The sequence below is a fragment of the Pelovirga sp. genome (genome assembly GCF_059864205.1).
Genome location: NZ_JCBCBS010000149.1, coordinates 1 through 13,809, shown reverse-complemented (window position 1 = coordinate 13,809; position 13,809 = coordinate 1). Strand labels below are relative to the sequence as shown.

Below are 13,809 nucleotides of genomic sequence, written 5' to 3'. Positions count from 1 at the left end.
ATGATCAGGGTGATAAAGACCTCGCGGATGGAAATTTCAACGAATTCTGTGGTGTCATAGGGGATCCGGTATTCCAGCCCGGCGGGGAAGCGTGCGGCCAGGTCACGAAACGCCTGATGTACCAGTTGGGCGGTTTCCAGGGCATTGGCGCCCGGTTGCAGATAGACCCCCAGGGGAACCGCCGGTTGGCCGTTGTAGATGGCGTGGAAGCCGTAGTTCTGGGACCCCAGTTCGATCCGGGCAACATCGCGCAGACGTAAGGTGCTGCCATCGCTGTTGGAGCGCAGAATGATCTGTTCAAATTCTGCGGGTGACACCAGTTGTCCCTTGGTTGTGACGGTGAAGGTAAAGGCCTGATCATCAGGTGCCGGTTGATCACCCAAACGACCGGCAGCAAACTGGGCATTCTGCTCGCGGATTGCCTGGGCAACATCGGTGGGGGTCAACTGATACTGGGCGAGCTTGTCCGGGCGTAGCCAGACCCGCATGGAGTAATCCTGGGCGCCGAACAGGGAAGCCCCCCCAACTCCGGGAATCCGTACCAGTTCATCCAGTACATTGAGTAGTGCGTAATTGCTGATGAACAGGGTGTCATAGCGCCCTTCGGGGGAATTGAGGACGGCGACCAGCAACAGGTTGGTGGAGCGTGACTGCACTCGCACGCCGGTATCCCGCACCTGCTGTGGCAAGCGTGCCAGTGCCGCCTGGACGCGATTGTTGACGTTGATGGCATTCTGATCAGGGTCGGTGCCCAGTTCAAAGGATACGGTAATCTGCAAACTGCCGGCATCGGTGGCGGTCGATTCCAGATAGATCATGTTATCGACGCCGTTGATTTCCTGCTCAAGGGGGGCAGCAACCGAAGCGGCAACAACATCGGCGCTGGCACCGACATATTGGGCACTGACCACAACCTGGGGCGGAACGACATCGGGATACTGTTCAACCGGCAGGATGCGCAGGGCGGCCAGACCGATGATCACAATGATGATGGAGATAACCGAACTGAAGATCGGCCGATCAATAAAAAATCTGAGCATCAGCTGTTACTCCTTCAGGCCGGCGACAATGTTGACCGGGGCACCGGGGTAGAGGCTGACCTGACCGTTGACGACCACCAGATCCCCGGCGGATAGGCCATCAAAGACAACCTGACCGGCACCAGTCACCGGCCCTAAGCTGAGCGGACGAAACTGGGCACTGTTATCGTCTATGACGAAAACGCTGGGACCCTGTGGCCCCTGCACTACGGCGGTTTCAGGGATGACAATGGTGTCCTTAAAGGATTGCAGGAGCACCTGCACCCGGACAAACTGTCCGGGAACCAGCAGCTTGTCCGGATTAGGGAATATCGCGCGCGCTGCCACTGTCCCGGTCAACTGATCAACACTGCTGGCGGTGAAGTCAATTTCACCGGCGAGGGGATAGACACTCCCTGCCGCGGTCAGCAGACTGACCGGGTGATTGCTGATGTCGCCGTTTGTACCTGGATTCGCGTTACGGCGCAGGGTGGCGTCGGCTTCAGGCAGGGAAAAGCGCACATGCACCGGGTCGAGTTGAACCAGATTGGTGAGCAGGGTGCCGCGTTCAATCAGATTGCCTTCAGAGACCGTTTCAAGACCGGTTACGCCGTTGACCGGTGCTTCGACCCGGGTATAGCTAAGTTCCAGTTGAGCTTTTGCCACCTGGGATTGGGCCAGGGCCTGATTGGCCTGGGTCAGTTCATAGGCTGAACGTGCGTTGTCATATTCGCGCTGACTGACGGCATTCTGTTCATACAGGCGTGAAGTGCGTCGCCACTCGCGTTCAGCCTGATTTAACGTAGCGCTAGCGGTACGATGGTTGGCCTTCGCGGCATCCAGCGCCACCTGAAAGGGCTCAGGGTCGATCTGGAAGAGGATGGTGCCCTGTTTTACTTCTTCCCCCTCTTTGAACAGGCGTTGTTGCAGGATTCCCTGGACGCGGGACCGCACCTCCACTTCGCGGGCACCGTATACGCGACCGGCATATGTGCGAATCTGTTTGGTATCAGTCGGTTGAATCCTGCTGACCGTGACGGGAGATGGCGGACGTTGCATTCCTCCCTGATTCTGTCTCGATTCGCACGCAGTCAATCCAAATGTCATGGCTATCAGGGCAGCACTAACAAAAATAAAGCGCTGAAAATTCAAAGTGGGCATGCTCAATCTCCAAATCAAAAAAAGCTAAAAGGTGTTGCTCCGATGATACGGGAATCCGGAGAGAAAAGAATCGTTGCTCGAAAAAAAATTCAATGCTAGCATACATACATGGATGTTTGTAAAGAGAAAAACCGTTTTTTTCTTTGGTCCAAACATGTGATTTACTTTCAGGGAGAAGGCTATTGAGGCGTTCGAAAGAAGATGCACAACAAACGCGAAAGAAGATTATTGAAGCCGCTGAAGAGGTTTTCTTTCACCAGGGAATTGCGCGTACGACCCTGGAACAGATCGCCCGTGCTGCCGGAGTGACGCGCGGTGCCATTTACTGGAATTTTGCCAACAAGGTTGACCTGATCAACGCCGTTCACGCAGAAGTTCAGATGCCGGCTGAAGAAATTCTCAAACGGATACTGGCTGATGACACCTCTGAAGCCCTCGACAAGCTGGAAAAACACTGCGTCGATACATTACTCCAGTTGTATATGGATGAACATATCAGGCGGGTCTATAGTATTTTACTGATTAAATGTGAATATTCCGAAGAAACTCGATTAGTCAACGAGCGTTTGCGTGAATCAAAACTCGAGATGACGCACAATCTGGAGCGCTTTTTCGCCCGCTTGCAGCAACATGGCCATATGAGCCCCAGTGAAGAGCCGCGCCTTCTGGCACTTGGACTGTACAGCTTTATGCTCGGTCTATATAGCGATTATCTGCGTTACCCGGATTTTTATCAGATGCCGGGAGATGCGGGAAAAATGGTCCAAAGGTTCTTTGTGTCACTGCGCTAGCTTTGGCCGCTGACACAGGTGTTTTGCAATTTTAAAAGGGTGCCCTCGCAATGAGTGCACCCTTTTTAAATGTTGGGCTTTATAACTGTGGTCAGTTTAGCCGCAGGACTCCGGTTTCTGTTTCATCGGATCGTCAGAATCGGAAGCATGGCTGTGCAGGAACAGAAAAACGTGGTTGATGGTACGCTGATTTCAAACGAGAAGCCTAGCGCCGGCGTTAGGAAACTAAGGCAGCTCATCAGGAAAATGAACCTTTTCATCCTTTTAACTCACCTTTGTACTCTTTCAAATACATAGCCGAACATCTCGTTAACAGAATAAAAAGTCGTTTATTTGTATCTGTTCAGCACCGGCTCTTCGGATCCTATATCAAGGGACGCGATTGTTTCCCGTTGGGTCATCCATGACCGCTTGTTGTCGCCATCCATGGCGACAAAACACCCTTGCCACAGGAACCCCGACCCTGCGCAAGGACAGTAGTGAATAGTTACGTTTATTTTACGTGACAGTCTTTGCAGCTGGTTGGCCCTTGTTGCTGTTCTTTGTGACAACTGATGCACAAACCATGAAACGCGTCTTTTCTTTGCTTGTCCTCAATCCCTTGGACGGCGCTGTGACAGCTTGCGCAATCCGTCCGGCTTTCATGGCTCAGGTGGTTAAAGGTGATCGTTCCAAGTTTCGTGGGGTACTGGATTTCAGCGGGGGCATTGCTGTCGGCAATAACCAGGGTTGCGACGGCAGAAACCAGACTGACGGCGATGAGCAGGGCAAATAGTTTTTTCATGGTATTTCCTCCTTAAAGTTGTTGTGACCTTAGTGGTCTGTGTTGACTGAATTCTTTCACCTGGCACGGATAATTTCATCAGATATCTGCCATCACATCGTCAGATGTCGGGTTGTTTACCCGCGATTCCAGTTGGTTATAGTTGTGTTAGAGGTGATTTTTTTTACAGAAAGATCTATTTGATGCTTGTTGCGAGAGCATCAACTATCCGTGAGTAACATGATATGTTGAGGTTTCTATGAACCTGCGGAATTTTGTTTTTTACTCTTCAGGGTAGGCTATACTTAATGGTCCGGTGGTTCATTATTGAAAACTTATGGAGATATCAAAGATGCGCATCGTTAAGCAGGTATTGTTAGTGGTTGTCGGCATGTTTCTGGCTATTGTGATTTTACAGAATACCGCGCCGGTGCGGGTGCAGTTTTTATGGATGTCGGGGCAGATGGCGACGGTTTTGCTGCTTTTTTTGACCGCTGCCGCCGGTTTTACCATGGGCGTTATTGTTACCCTGCTGCTGAAGGGAAAAACACATCGTCCTCACGAGGAATCGGATGCGCCGTAGCTGTAGCCGTTTTTGCAAGTGTATAGTGGCACCCTGGAAATTTGGCGCACCACCACTCCGAGTCTGCCTGAATAATTTGGATGGGATTTGAGGAACAGCCGCTGCCTGGTTATTTTTGGTCTAACCAAATACCGACCAGTCCATCCGTTGCGCCAGGGCCTGCACTGCTTCGGTGCCCAGCAGTGAGTTCCCTTGTGCGGTCAGCCCGGGTGACCAGACGGCAATGGCTGCTTTTCCCGGGACAATCACCAGAATCCCTCCACCGACCCCGCTTTTTCCGGGCAAGCCGACCTTGTAGGCAAAATCCCCCGAAGCGTCATAGTGACCGCAGGTGATCATCAACGCATTGATGCGTCGCACCCGATCCGGGGAAATCAGCTGCGGCACGCCCGGAGCGTTGATTAAAAAACGCCCGGCCAAAGCCAGCTGACGACAACTCATTTCAATAGCACATTGATGAAAGTAGGTTCCCAGGGTCAGCTCCGGCTCATGGGTAAGATTATTAAAGCTGCGCAGAAAATGGGCCAGGGCAAAGTTGCGGTGGCCGGTTGTTTTTTCGGAAAGGGCTACCGCTTCGTTAATGTAGATATTACCATCATCGGCAGCGTACCTGATAAAATTGACCAATTCAGCCAGGGTTTCCGCCGGGGAGCTGCTCGCCAGAATTACATCAGTAACAACAATGGCGCCGGGATTGATGAAGGGATTACGCGGTATTCCCTGTTCCCGTTCAAGCTGCAGAATCGAGTTAAAGGCGTTGCCTGAAGGTTCTCTGCCGACACGTTCCCACAATTTATCGCCAACCATGCCCAGAGCCAGGGCCAGGGTAAAGACTTTCGAGATGCTCTGAATCGAGAAGGGAATTTCTGCATCACCAACAGTGTAGTGCTTGCCATCGGCCAGAGCGACGGCCAGGCCAAAATGGCCGGGATCAACAGACGCCAGTTCGGGAATATAGGTAGCTACCTCACCGCGGTCGCTGCGGGCTGAAATGCTGGTGTGGATCTGGTTGAGAATTTCCTGAACCGACATGGATCAACCCTTTTTCTGTGCGAGGTCAATGGGGGTAGAAAGACAGCGAACTGTACTCTACGGGGCAAGAGGGTTTGAGGTCAATTGCAAGTTGATGTCTGTGAGTTCATGTTGCGCTATGGTTTGGCTGGCAAGGGAGGACTTCAGGAAATATAACAAATTTAGTCTTCAAGTATTGTCTATATTGTGTATAATTCAAAACCCAGCACCACAATATATTGTGTTTGTAGTCATTACAGGAGGTTCTACGCTTATGGCAAAACGTTATCGAGTCATCAAGCGGGATGGCGAATCCGCCCCCCTTGATATCGCAAAAATCCGCAAGGTGATTCAGTGGGCTGCCGAAGGGCTGGATATCAATCCGATCAAACTCGAATCAAGTCTCGGACTGCATTTTCGCAACAATATGACCACGGGTGAAATTCACGAAACGGTGATCGAGACCTCCCTGCGGCTGACCTCCATCGAGGAACCTGACTGGCGCATCCTGGCAGCGCGCCTGAAACTGGTGGATTTTTACAAGCGAGTTCATATTGCCCGTGGCATTCCCTACGAATACCGCTATCCAAGCTATTGTGCGACGGTAAAAAACTTTGTCGACAAGGGGATCTATTCACCAGTGCTGCTGGAAAAATATTCCGACAAGGAGCTGCACAAGGCCGGTCAGTTTTTGAAGCAGGAATACGACTACGATTACGACTATGCCGGTATCAGCCTGCTGATCAAGCGCTATATGCTCGAATACGATAACCAGGTGATTGAAATGCCGCAGGAGGCATTACTGACCATCGCCCTGCTGATCGAGCAGAACCAGCCTTCGACGATCCGGTTACAGCGGGTGCGCGATACCTACACCATGCTCGCGCGCCGCAAGATTTCTCTGGCAACACCGATCCTCATCAATCTGCGCCGACCCAACGGCAATCTGTCCAGTTGCTTTATCACCGCTTTTGATGACGATACCAACAGCATCTTTCACACCTTCGAACAGGTCGGTCAAATCAGTTCCGGCGGCGGCGGCGTCGGGGTGAGCATCAGCCGCATCCGCTCCCACGGGGCGCGGATCCGTAATTCTCTGGGACGGGCCGGTGGGGTAGTGCCCAATATCCGGGTGGTCAATGACATCGCCCTGTATTTTAACCAGGGGGGCAAACGGGCTGGTGCCGTCACCGTAGCCCTGGATAGCTGGCATCTGGATATTGAGGATTTTCTTGAAATCCAGACTGAGAACGGTGATCAACGGCGCAAAGCTTATGATATTTTTCCGCAGGTCGTAGTTACTGATCGCTTTATGCGTGCGGTAGAACGCGGTGAGGACTGGTATCTGTTCGATCCCCATGAAATTCGCAGCAAGTATAGCATTGAGTTGGCTGATCTGTGGGGTGAAGAGTTTGAGACGGCTCTTGATCGTTTGTACCTGGAGGTAGAGGCCGGGCGTATTGAGCTGTTTGAAAAGGTTAACGCCAAATCTCTGTATAAACAGATCATGAAGGTGCAGATCGAAACCGGCATGCCCTATATTGCTTTTAAGGATACCATCAACCGCGCCAACCCCAATAAGCATGTCGGCATCATCCCCTGTACCAATCTGTGTGTCGAATCCTATTCGGTTGTCAAGCCGTCGCTCATCGGGCCACAGCGCTTTGACGGCACAACCCTGTGCCGCGATGTCGAGCCGGGGCTGGTGCATACCTGCAATCTGGTGTCGATCAATATGGCCAATCTGGAGGACGATGAACTGTCAGCCATTTGTGAAACCTCGGTGCGGATCCTGGATAACTGTATCGATATTACCGATGTGCCCGTCGCCGAGGGGCAGCGGCATAATGAACTGCTGCGCACCGTCGGCGTCGGGATGATGGGGCTGGCCGACTATCTGGCGCGGCGTAATATTCCCTATACTGCAGCGGCGGCGAAGGCGGGTGAAATCGGCGAGGCATTTGCTTATCATTGTACGGTGGCCAGTTGCCTTCTGGCCGAAGAGCGCGGCGCTTACCCTCTGTATGAGGGGAGTGAATGGGCGCAGGGAAAAATTATCTGTCGCGACCGGCAGTGGTTCAAAGAGCACGGCAAGCTGGATTGGGACGCCTTATTCGACCGGATTGCCGAACACGGCATCCGCAACAGCCATATCACCGCCATTGCTCCCAATACCAGCAGTTCGATCGTTCAGGGCTGTACCGCGAGCGTGTTGCCGATCTTCAGCAAGTTTTATATCGATAATAACAGTAACGGTACCGTGCCTATCGTTCCACCCTACATCAAAGACAAACTCTGGCACTATCAGGAGTCAAAACATATTGATCAGCGCGATGTCGTCAATCTGGTCGCCCAATTGCAAACCTGGGTGGACACGGGCATTTCCATGGAACTGCTGTTCAACCTCAACAACAATCTGACCGCGAAAGATATTTATGAGACTCACCTGCTGGCCTGGAAAAAAGGGTGCAAGGCGATATACTATACGCGCAGTATTCAGAAAAACAGTAATCTGATGACAGACAAAGAGGAGTGTGCCTCCTGCGCGGGGTAAAAAAGTTATATCCAAGGAGAAAATGTATGCAAGCGAAAAAACTGTTTAACCCGACCGGGGATGATTCCCTGGAGACCCGGCGCATCATCGGCGGTAACAGCACCAATATCTTCAATCTCAATAATGTCCGCTACCAGTGGGCCAACCGCATGTACCGCAACATGATGGCCAATTTCTGGATTCCGGAAAAAACCGACCTCTCAAGTGATCTTGAACCTTACAAGCATTTGACCGTCGAAGAGCGTCAGGCTTATGACGGGATACTGTCCTTTCTGATCTTCCTCGATAGTATCCAGACCAACAATCTCTCCAATATTAATGATTTTATCACCGCCCCGGAGATCAACCTGCTGCTCGCTATCCAGCAATACCAGGAGGCGATTCACAGTCAGAGTTATCAGTATACGGTCGAGTCGATCATCCCGGCAGATCGACGCAATTCGATTTACGATAAGTGGCGCTCCGATAAGGTGCTGTTTGAGCGCAACAAATACATTGCCCAGATCTACCAGGATTTTATCGATGAACCGACGCAGGAGCACTTTTATCGGGCGATTATCGCCAATTACCTGCTTGAGGGGCTCTACTTTTATAACGGCTTCAATTTCTTCTACAATCTGGCCAGCCGCCACCTGATGCTCGGCACCTCGGAAATCATCCGTTACATCAATCGTGATGAATTGACCCACTGTGTTTTATTTGAGTTGATTGTGCGTGAGATCCGCGAACTGGAACCGGAGTTTTTCCCTGCCGCCGAGGTTGAAACCATGTTCCGTACCGCTGTTGAGCAGGAAATAGGCTGGACTCGTCACATCATCGGCGATGGTATCCTCGGCATCAGCGAGGAGACTACCGAGCTTTATACCAAGTGGCTGGCGAACGAACGTTGGACCAAGCTTGGGTTCAGCGGCACGCTATATGAAGGGTACGACAAAAACCCCTATCTCCATCTGGAAAAACTGGCCGACACGGAAGGGGAAGGGAGCGTCAAGAGCAACTTTTTTGAATCAACCGTCTCGGCCTACAATCAGTCGTCGGTGCTCGACGGTTGGGATGATTTTTAACGCGGCGGTGTAAAAACTCGCCAACTGCGGCGGTGCAAAATTCAGGGCGCAATACATTGCACCCCGACCGATAACAAAGGGTCTGCACCGGTGCCGACCCTTTGTTATGTGCCTTTTTATTGTTTTACTGCTGCGATTTCCAGGCCGATTTCTACCGTATCACCAACAACAACCCCACCGGTTTCCAGTGCGCGGTTCCAGTTAAGACCAAAATCCTTACGGTTTACCTCTCCTGTAGCAACAAAACCGGCGCGTTCGTTGCCCATATGATCCGTCATTGCTCCAACAAAAGATCCGTTCAGGGTGATTTCTTTGGTCACGCCGCGAATGGTGATATCACCGACAACCCTGATGTTGTCACCGGCGCCCGAGACCGTCTTGCTGGTAAAGCTGATAGTTGGGTGGTTGGCAACATCAAAAAAGTCATCGCTGCGCAAGTGTTCGTCGCGTTTTTCATCACGAGTGTTGACAGTTGCAGTGTTGATCGTGGCTGCTGCCGCAGTGAGTGTTTTGGCCACAGGATCAACATCCACACTGCCGGAAAACTCGTTGAATGTTCCGCGCACCTTGAAAAACATCAGGTGGTTAACGCTGAAATGGATCTGGCTGTGGGTGGCATCAACCATGTAGGTGGTGGCCGCAACACTGTTGATGGCAAAAAACAAGAATATTGCAGGAATCAATATGAATATTTTAAACATGAGAATCTCCTTTTGGGGACAGGGCTTATTTATGACTATTATAGTTATGTTTTGGGTCTTTGTCTTCAGCGACCGGTAAAAATTATCAGTTTTTTTTGGATGACCCGGGAACATTGGTGGTGATTGAATGCGATTCCTCACAAAACCTGTTAGGATAGCTTATATGAAGACTGATAACTTTGATGACATTTTGGAGCAGGTGGTTGACGCGGCGGAAAACGGCTCATTTCAACTTGCCATAACCTTCTTGAGTCAGGCTGGGGAATATGCCAACAGTCCGTTGCTGCAAAGCTATCGGGCCTATTGTCTGGCTGGGCTCACGCGTGAGCGCCGGCAACAGCGCGAAGCCGTGATCCTCTGTCAGGAATCGATAAGGGCTGATTCTGCTAACTCGGTTCACTATCTGCTGCAGGGGCGGATTCTGCTGTTGATGGGGGATCGCAAAAATGCCATCAGGGTCTTCCAGGCAGGACTTAAGGTTGCGCCGAACCCTAAAATTATCGCTGAGATAAAACGCATCGGGATGCGCAAGACGGCGGTTTTTGAGAAGCTGGATCGCAATCATCCGTTGAATGTTTACCTGGGGAAATTGTTCAGTCGCCTGGGATTCAGATGATTTGACCCGGTGCTGAACAGATACCTGACGGCTAGCGCAGTCCGAGCCGAGCAAGGAGTTTTCCCAGAAAGCGGTTGAGGGGGTGGTTGCGTTTGAGACCAGTCATCACCGGGGGTTTGCGCAGCCCCATCTTGTTTATTTCGTTGAGAAGACGTGGATCTTTATTGATTTTGGCCCCCTGGCGGAGAACCTGTACGGCCTTGTCCTTGTCGTCAGTGAGTAGATGGATGCGCCCAAGCAGCAGATAATGGGTGGGATTGTCAGGCTCACGGCGGATTGATTCGATGCAGGTTTTAGCTGCAACCTGGGTTCGCCCCTGGCTTTTGGCCAGACAATAAGCAAGATAGCTGCGTACTTCCGGGATGTTGTGCTGCTCTGCAACCTGGCTGAAGAACACCTGGGCGGAAGGGATGTACCCCTTTTCCACCGCTTCCCTGCCTTTGTTGAGCAGATCATTGAGCTCATTCGGTTGCATCGGTTACAGAGTTCCTCTTTTTAACGATGTTGTCATTCGTCCATAAACGATCATACTAACTGAATCTGTTCGTTGATACCATTCTTTATGATAGCCTGGTACCATCAGCTATCTGATGTTTGTATGCGGCGGATTGCTCTTTGATTTTCCTTGGCAAGCCATTAAAATGACCAGATATTTGCCTTTAGCCTGGAGGAATAGCATGAAAATCGTTAAGGATATTTTGGCTGAAAAAGGTAGCTGCGTGGTCACGATTCGTGAGGATCAAACCATCGAGGAAGCGTTGGCCTTGCTGGTTAATGTCGGTATCGGGGCGCTGGTGGTAGTCAATAGTGCAAATAAGGTGGCTGGGATTTTTTCCGAACGCGACTGCATCCGTAACCTGGTAATCCGCAAAGAAACGGTGTTGGGATTGCAGATGAAAGACGTCATGAGCTATCCAGTGCTCTATGTTGACCCTGAACGGACGGTCGATGAATGTATGTCGCTGGTCACCGAAAAGCGCTGCCGACACTTACCGGTCATGGTCGATGATAAATTGGTGGGGCTGGTGTCCATCGGCGACCTGGTGAAGGCGACCATTTCGGAGAAGGAATTTTTGATTCAGCAGTTGACGCACTATATCCAGTCGGGCGGCTAATCGGCGCTGCAAAAATGCCGATTCAGGGCTGCTTCCAGGGCTCCGGCCACCTGTTCGGCGTTGAGGTTGGTGCAATCCTGAGTCAACTGGGCGTACTTTTCGTAGAGGGGCACGCGCTGTTGGTAGAGATGGGCGAGGGTTTGCCCCTTGCGCATCACCAGGCCGCGCTGACCCATATCGGCCAGGCGTTGTTCAAGGTCGGTCAAAGGCACCTGCAGATAAACGAAAACCCCCTTGCCGGCCAGGGCCTCCATCCCTCTGGGGCAGTAAATCACTGAGCCACCGGTAGCAACGACGCTGTTTTGTACATCGAGATCGATTAGGGTCTGTTCTTCGATTTCGCGGAAGTGCGGCAGACCATGCGTATCGATGATCTGTTGCAGGCGTGCACCACAACGTGACTGAATCAGTAGGTCGGTGTCGACAAAATCAAAGCCGAGGCGTTTGGCGAGGATCACGCCGACGGTGCTTTTGCCGGCACCGGGCATGCCGATTAAAATAATATTATTGTTCATCGTTTTTTACCTGAAGGAAAGTCAATGAAAGTGATTGCCATTAATGGTAGTCCCCGCCCGCAGGGGAATACCAATCTGTTGCTGAAAACTGTCTGTGAGCCCCTTGAAGCGGCCGGGATCAGCACGGAAATTATTCAGCTGAGCGGAACCAATCTGCGTGGTTGCACCGCCTGTATGAAATGCGTGGAAAACAAGAACCGGCGCTGTATTATCGACTCAGACCCCCTCAACGACATCCTGCAGAAGATTTATCCTGCCGATGGTGTTGTGCTCGGTTCACCGACCTATTTTGCCGACGTTACCACGGAAATGAAAGCTTTTATCGACCGCAGCGGTTTCGTCTGCCGCGCTAATGGCCATCTCTTAAGACGCAAGGTTGCTGCCGGTGTGGTTGCCGTGCGCCGCGCAGGCTCCATGCACGCCTTGCAGACCCTGCAGAACTATTTTCTCATCAATGAGATGATTGTCCCCGGCTCAAGTTACTGGAATATTGCCTATGGACGTGCTCCCGGTGAGGTTGCTAATGACACGGAGGGTATGGATACCATGACCCGCCTCGGTGAAAATATGTCCTGGCTGATGAGCAAAGTTTGTGGTTAAAGAAAATAAGGAGGAATTGAATGAGTAGAGCAGAAGACGATCAGTCCATGCCGATTGCTATCACCCTGGAGCCCGGCACCTATTTTCGCTGCACCTGCGGAAAATCTGACAGCCTGCCATTCTGCGATGGTCACCATCAGGCGGGAGGGCAGGTACCGATTCGCTTCACCATTACCGAGCGGGAACGGGTGTACCTGTGTACCTGCTGGAAAACCGACAACCCGCCGCATTGTGATGGGTCCTGCGGGGTGGCACTACCTTAATCGGGGGTTATTGCTTCGGCGACAAAACAGTTAAAAGTTAGTATCTGTTCAGCACCGGGTCGGGAATCCTATGTCAAGGGACGCTTTTCGTCATCCATGACCGCTTTTTGTCGCCGTCCATGGCGACAAAAACCCTTGCCACAGGACCCCCGACCCGGCGCAAGGATAGTGCTGAATAGCAACGCACGCCGCGCTGCGCCGTCTTGTCATAAAGCAACTTTTTTAAGTTACTCAGAAGAAGTTACAAAAGTTAAACTCTTATCGTCATTCCCGCGAAGCCTGCACTCGAATGATTGTGTCGGGTGGCGGGAGTCCAGTGAGGTTTTAGGCTGTTAAAGACTGGATCCCCGACAAAAGCATTCGGGGATGACAGGCTATTTACTCACCGAAGCAATAATGCAGATACAGGTTATTTTTCGCTACGGCGCCGGCAATGTTACCGCTGTTCCCAGAACCAGTACATGGCGAACATCAAGCCCGGGGTCTTGGCTTTGCTTTCGTCATAGATGAAAGCGCGAGCGTCCTTGCAGGGAAGGTACTCAAGGATGATTTCCTCAGAGTGAATCCCGCCACCGTTGTGAATTTTCATGGAATCGTCGATTTCAGCGTAAAACAGATGTTGTCTGTTGCCGCTGACGCCGACATTGGTGAAAAAAGAGCTGATTTTGCTGATATTCTCCACGGGAACAGCAAAGCCGCATTCCTCATCGATTTCTTCCCGGGCAATCTGCCCCAGGGACACATCCTTGTCGACCAATCCGGCACAGAGTTCGTAAGTACATAAATGTACCGGGTGATTCATGTGTACCGCCGGGCGGAACTGCTTTACCAGCAAAAAAGCCTCCTTATCGCGATGATAGAGGAGGATGGCGACACTGTCGTGGCATTTGACGGCTTCCCAGGTGCAATCATTGCCATTCTGGCGGTAATGCAGGCGCACCGGTTTGACGAATTGCCCTTGATTCAAAGGGGCGGTATGAAAATCGCTGATGTTAAATGGCATAATGGTTTCTTGTGTGATGTCGGGGCACGGCGCGCCGTGCCCCGACGGAA

General features: G+C 51.6%; 16 protein-coding genes. 8 read left to right on the top strand and 8 right to left on the bottom strand.

Translation table 11 applies throughout. The features are described from left to right. Together AC6F7T_RS09460 and AC6F7T_RS09455 are read right to left on the bottom strand one after the other, a co-directional pair. A partial coding sequence (locus tag AC6F7T_RS09460) for an efflux RND transporter permease subunit (protein ID WP_500718222.1) occupies positions 1 to 1,040 on the bottom strand: 1,040 nt, incomplete at its 3' end. A 6-nt stretch (positions 1,041 to 1,046) separates the two neighbouring features. Next, entirely contained in the window at positions 1,047 to 2,180 is a 1,134-nt protein-coding gene (locus tag AC6F7T_RS09455) for an efflux RND transporter periplasmic adaptor subunit (RefSeq protein WP_500718219.1), read from the bottom strand. Between the two features lie 182 nt (positions 2,181 to 2,362). On the opposite strand from AC6F7T_RS09455, the gene AC6F7T_RS09450 reads away from it, so the two are divergent. Continuing rightward, positions 2,363 to 2,971, top strand: coding sequence for a TetR family transcriptional regulator (locus tag AC6F7T_RS09450; protein WP_500718217.1), 609 nt, complete (start codon positions 2,363 to 2,365; stop codon positions 2,969 to 2,971). A gap of 493 nt (positions 2,972 to 3,464) precedes the next feature. On the opposite strand, the gene AC6F7T_RS09445 is transcribed toward AC6F7T_RS09450, so the two are convergent. Beyond that, a complete protein-coding gene (locus tag AC6F7T_RS09445) occupies positions 3,465 to 3,755 on the bottom strand; it encodes a cytochrome c3 family protein (RefSeq protein WP_500718215.1) in 291 nt (96 codons plus the stop codon). Between the two features lie 331 nt (positions 3,756 to 4,086). On the opposite strand from AC6F7T_RS09445, the gene AC6F7T_RS09440 reads away from it, so the two are divergent. Then, positions 4,087 to 4,317, top strand: a complete 231-nt coding sequence (locus tag AC6F7T_RS09440) for a lipopolysaccharide assembly protein LapA domain-containing protein (RefSeq protein WP_500718213.1) — start codon at positions 4,087 to 4,089, stop codon at positions 4,315 to 4,317. A gap of 120 nt (positions 4,318 to 4,437) precedes the next feature. On the opposite strand, the gene AC6F7T_RS09435 is transcribed toward AC6F7T_RS09440, so the two are convergent. Continuing rightward, complete coding sequence (locus tag AC6F7T_RS09435) at positions 4,438 to 5,349, bottom strand: glutaminase (protein WP_500718211.1); 912 nt, start codon at positions 5,347 to 5,349, stop codon at positions 4,438 to 4,440. Positions 5,350 to 5,602: 253 nt separating this feature from the next. Here AC6F7T_RS09435 and AC6F7T_RS09430 point away from each other — a divergent pair, with 253 nt between their 5' ends. Both AC6F7T_RS09430 and AC6F7T_RS09425 read left to right on the top strand, forming a co-directional pair. Then, positions 5,603 to 7,882, top strand: coding sequence for a ribonucleoside-diphosphate reductase subunit alpha (locus AC6F7T_RS09430; protein WP_500718209.1), 2,280 nt, complete (start codon positions 5,603 to 5,605; stop codon positions 7,880 to 7,882). Positions 7,883 to 7,908: 26 nt separating this feature from the next. Next, a complete protein-coding gene (locus tag AC6F7T_RS09425) occupies positions 7,909 to 8,946 on the top strand; it encodes a ribonucleotide-diphosphate reductase subunit beta (protein WP_500718206.1) in 1,038 nt (345 codons plus the stop codon). 116 nt (positions 8,947 to 9,062) lie between these two features. Here AC6F7T_RS09425 and AC6F7T_RS09420 read toward each other — a convergent pair whose 3' ends face one another. After that, positions 9,063 to 9,647 carry a YceI family protein gene (locus tag AC6F7T_RS09420; protein WP_500718205.1) on the bottom strand — a complete coding sequence of 195 codons (585 nt, stop codon included), beginning with the start codon at positions 9,645 to 9,647 and terminating at the stop codon, positions 9,063 to 9,065. A 163-nt stretch (positions 9,648 to 9,810) separates the two neighbouring features. Here AC6F7T_RS09420 and AC6F7T_RS09415 point away from each other — a divergent pair, with 163 nt between their 5' ends. Then, complete coding sequence (locus AC6F7T_RS09415; protein ID WP_500718202.1) at positions 9,811 to 10,263, top strand: tetratricopeptide repeat protein; 453 nt, start codon at positions 9,811 to 9,813, stop codon at positions 10,261 to 10,263. Positions 10,264 to 10,294: 31 nt separating this feature from the next. Here AC6F7T_RS09415 and AC6F7T_RS09410 read toward each other — a convergent pair whose 3' ends face one another. Next, positions 10,295 to 10,738, bottom strand: coding sequence for a tetratricopeptide repeat protein (locus AC6F7T_RS09410; RefSeq protein WP_500718201.1), 444 nt, complete (start codon positions 10,736 to 10,738; stop codon positions 10,295 to 10,297). Positions 10,739 to 10,940: 202 nt separating this feature from the next. On the opposite strand from AC6F7T_RS09410, the gene AC6F7T_RS09405 reads away from it, so the two are divergent. Next, positions 10,941 to 11,378: a CBS domain-containing protein gene (locus AC6F7T_RS09405; protein ID WP_500718198.1), complete on the top strand. Its 438-nt coding sequence runs from the start codon at positions 10,941 to 10,943 to the stop codon at positions 11,376 to 11,378. On the opposite strand, the gene AC6F7T_RS09400 is transcribed toward AC6F7T_RS09405, so the two are convergent. Further along, the gene (locus AC6F7T_RS09400) at positions 11,375 to 11,893 is read right to left on the bottom strand and encodes a shikimate kinase (protein ID WP_500718197.1); all 519 of its coding nucleotides are present in this window, start codon (positions 11,891 to 11,893) and stop codon (positions 11,375 to 11,377) included. The genes AC6F7T_RS09405 and AC6F7T_RS09400 overlap by 4 nt on opposite strands. A 24-nt stretch (positions 11,894 to 11,917) precedes the next feature. Between AC6F7T_RS09400 and AC6F7T_RS09395 the strand changes: the two genes are divergently transcribed. Both AC6F7T_RS09395 and AC6F7T_RS09390 read left to right on the top strand, forming a co-directional pair. Then, the gene (locus AC6F7T_RS09395) at positions 11,918 to 12,493 is read left to right on the top strand and encodes an NAD(P)H-dependent oxidoreductase (RefSeq protein ID WP_500718195.1); all 576 of its coding nucleotides are present in this window, start codon (positions 11,918 to 11,920) and stop codon (positions 12,491 to 12,493) included. Positions 12,494 to 12,513: 20 nt separating this feature from the next. Next, entirely contained in the window at positions 12,514 to 12,756 is a 243-nt protein-coding gene (locus AC6F7T_RS09390; RefSeq protein WP_500718193.1) for a CDGSH iron-sulfur domain-containing protein, read from the top strand. Positions 12,757 to 13,192: 436 nt separating this feature from the next. Here AC6F7T_RS09390 and AC6F7T_RS09385 read toward each other — a convergent pair. Then, positions 13,193 to 13,809, bottom strand: a 617-nt coding sequence (locus tag AC6F7T_RS09385) for an NUDIX domain-containing protein (protein ID WP_500718191.1), incomplete at its 5' end; no start/stop codon positions are given.

Coding starts and splice junctions, on each gene's coding strand:
- AC6F7T_RS09445 (WP_500718215.1), bottom strand. CDS start 3,755: ATGAAAAAACTATTTGCCCTGCTCATCGCCGTCAGTCTGGTTTCTGCC.
- AC6F7T_RS09400 (WP_500718197.1), bottom strand. CDS start 11,893: ATGAACAATAATATTATTTTAATCGGCATGCCCGGTGCCGGCAAAAGC.
- AC6F7T_RS09395 (WP_500718195.1), top strand. CDS start 11,918: ATGAAAGTGATTGCCATTAATGGTAGTCCCCGCCCGCAGGGGAATACC.
- AC6F7T_RS09435 (WP_500718211.1), bottom strand. CDS start 5,349: ATGTCGGTTCAGGAAATTCTCAACCAGATCCACACCAGCATTTCAGCC.
- AC6F7T_RS09455 (WP_500718219.1), bottom strand. CDS start 2,180: ATGCCCACTTTGAATTTTCAGCGCTTTATTTTTGTTAGTGCTGCCCTG.
- AC6F7T_RS09425 (WP_500718206.1), top strand. CDS start 7,909: ATGCAAGCGAAAAAACTGTTTAACCCGACCGGGGATGATTCCCTGGAG.
- AC6F7T_RS09420 (WP_500718205.1), bottom strand. CDS start 9,647: ATGTTTAAAATATTCATATTGATTCCTGCAATATTCTTGTTTTTTGCC.
- AC6F7T_RS09440 (WP_500718213.1), top strand. CDS start 4,087: ATGCGCATCGTTAAGCAGGTATTGTTAGTGGTTGTCGGCATGTTTCTG.
- AC6F7T_RS09410 (WP_500718201.1), bottom strand. CDS start 10,738: ATGCAACCGAATGAGCTCAATGATCTGCTCAACAAAGGCAGGGAAGCG.
- AC6F7T_RS09430 (WP_500718209.1), top strand. CDS start 5,603: ATGGCAAAACGTTATCGAGTCATCAAGCGGGATGGCGAATCCGCCCCC.
- AC6F7T_RS09405 (WP_500718198.1), top strand. CDS start 10,941: ATGAAAATCGTTAAGGATATTTTGGCTGAAAAAGGTAGCTGCGTGGTC.
- AC6F7T_RS09390 (WP_500718193.1), top strand. CDS start 12,514: ATGAGTAGAGCAGAAGACGATCAGTCCATGCCGATTGCTATCACCCTG.
- AC6F7T_RS09415 (WP_500718202.1), top strand. CDS start 9,811: ATGAAGACTGATAACTTTGATGACATTTTGGAGCAGGTGGTTGACGCG.